The sequence below is a fragment of the Rhodopirellula sp. UBA1907 genome (assembly GCF_002337565.1).
Lineage (GTDB): Bacteria > Planctomycetota > Planctomycetia > Pirellulales > Pirellulaceae > Rhodopirellula > Rhodopirellula europaea.
On sequence record NZ_DDGH01000112.1, the window covers coordinates 3,279 to 5,474 of the forward strand.

Here is a 2,196-nt window from a genome sequence, read left to right on the forward strand (position 1 = left end):
CCGTCTCGCCGAAAGCGAACGAGCGGAGCAAGTGTTTGTTCGGCATGCCTTCCGCTTCTGGATGGGGCGAAACGAAACGCTCAACGACGCCCCCGTTTTACAAGCGGCCCATCAAGCATACCGAGACAACAACGGAAGCATGAAAGCCCTGCTGGTATCGCTGCTGACCTCCGATGCGTTCCTGTACCGAACTCGAAGCGAAGCAAAGTTAGCCGCCCTGAACTGACCCGGGAACTGGAGTTGATGAAATCATGTCTCCCGATCCCGACGAAGACGTTCGCGCCCGGCTTTACTCGGCTCAACGGCAGTTCGATCTAGCGACGATTTTGGTTGCAACAACAGCCTATGCGTTGCTGTTTGCCTTGCTGCAGTTGTTTCGAGCTCCGCCCGACTTCGCCGTGCTTGCCGCCGTCTTTATCGCAGCCATCACTTTCGCGCAAGCATTCCTGTTTGATGGGAAAAGACCTCGTCTAGCATCGGCGTTGGCAGGGGCGACGTTCTTTCTGGTCGTTCACTTGGTCTATCGATACCTGAACTCGCCGCCGACGCCGCACGCTCAAAGCAACACCAAATTCGTTCCCATCGGAATATTCGGTATGTTCTGGGGATACGTGACAGGAACGCTGATTGGTTCAGCATTCATGGCGGCGGACATCCTTCGAAAACACTTCTTCCAACGCAAATCGTGAACGCCTTCGCTCACTCTGGGCGATCGGCTCGCCAGGACGCTGCGATCAGAACCACGGCAGCGACGGCACACAACAACGTCGCCGGTCGATAGGCACCGACTTGGTCGTGCGCGACGCTGAACAAGTACGGCCCAATCGCGGTTCCGGCAACAACGATGGATGTCGAAAACCCCGAGATCGCTCCCAGGTGCATGCGGCCATAAAAGCGAGGCCAGGTGACGCCGGAGATGATTCCGAACATGCCTTGCATCAGCCCCATGCCCAACACGACAAACACGATCGAAACGTTGTCTCCTAAAAACGCCAAGCTCAACGCGAGTATCAAACTGCCGAGCGATTGAACCATCGCCAGGTACTTCAATTTCACAAAGTCGCTCAGCCAACCGCCAACGAACTCGACAACCACGCTCACGCAAGCGGCGGGCACAAAGATCGCCACCGCTCGAGCACGCGACATCCCGGCGTCGGCAAAGATCGACACGACGTGAAAAGAGAACGCAGTCAGTATCAGCCCGGACAGAACCACGCTAAACGTGAAAACCCAAAAGCTATAGGTGCGCCGTGCTTCGGATAGCGTGAATTGCCGACCGCTGACCGTTTCCGCGTGTGTCTTGCGGTCTTCCTTTGCAAACGGACCATCGGGAACCATCCCATGATCCTCGGGCCGTGACCGCGCGAAGCAAATTGCAACAATAGCGAACACGCCCACCAACATGGCGATCGTCTGCCACGCCCAAGACCACCCACCACGCTGAATCAACCATTCAAAGCAAGCGGGGGTGATCGAAAACCCAAAGGCAATCGAAATTCCGATGAACGCGAGTGCCATCCCACGCCGCTGTTCAAACCACTCCAATACCATGTTACGAGACGACAGCGTCAGCATGCCTTGCCCGAAGAAACGCATCGCAAAGAAGCCGAGCGTCAAGACGGAAAACGAAACGCCATCGCGATAGTTCTCCGGCAATAGCACTGCGACCGCTCGAGCGATCTCATCCGAAAAGCTCATCGCCGCCAACACAATGGCCAGCATCGCTGCTGAACCGGCAGACACCCAGCGTCCCCCGAAGCGATCGTAGTATCGACCAGCGCGACTGATCAACAATGCGCTGCCGATCGTCCCGGACAGATACGCAAAACTGATCCAACTTCGCGACAGTTGGTGAGCCTCAATCAGAAAATCAGTGAAGACCGATACGCCAACAGTTTGCCCGGGCGCGCTTGCCAACACCCCAATGTTCCGCAAACCAACACCACCGTTCCGTAGAAGAATGGCACGGCAGAAGGGTCGAAGGGAAAGTTCGCGAACCTTGGGCGCACGGAGCGACCATCGTTGTGTTTGTCAGGTTTCATACGGTTGCTTGTGACATCGGATTCGAACCGATGCATTGGATCGCTCATCACCAAAGATGTCAGCGGGGATTGACAGAAACGCCACCCCAACCGACCGAAGCGACCCAAAGCGAGCCCGAAGAATCGCTCCTCCCGTAGGCCATGTTCCACATGG

The 2,196-nt window shown here is 56.4% G+C and carries 2 protein-coding genes and 1 pseudogene; 2 read left to right on the top strand and 1 reads right to left on the bottom strand.

The window, feature by feature from the left end:
* Window positions 1-226 (top strand): DUF1585 domain-containing protein (locus tag B2R17_RS27985; RefSeq protein ID WP_286766601.1); only part of this gene is annotated, 226 nt, incomplete at its 5' end.
* A 25-nt stretch (window positions 227-251) separates the two neighbouring features.
* Window positions 252-689, top strand: a complete 438-nt coding sequence (locus B2R17_RS27990) for a hypothetical protein (protein ID WP_286766602.1) — start codon at window positions 252-254, stop codon at window positions 687-689.
* A gap of 10 nt (window positions 690-699) precedes the next feature.
* Here B2R17_RS27990 and B2R17_RS27995 read toward each other — a convergent pair.
* Window positions 700-2,090 (bottom strand): annotated as a pseudogene (locus tag B2R17_RS27995) (MFS transporter).
* Between the last annotated feature and the right edge of the window lie 106 nt (window positions 2,091-2,196).

Coding starts and splice junctions, on each gene's coding strand:
- B2R17_RS27990 (WP_286766602.1), top strand. CDS start 252: ATGTCTCCCGATCCCGACGAAGACGTTCGCGCCCGGCTTTACTCGGCT.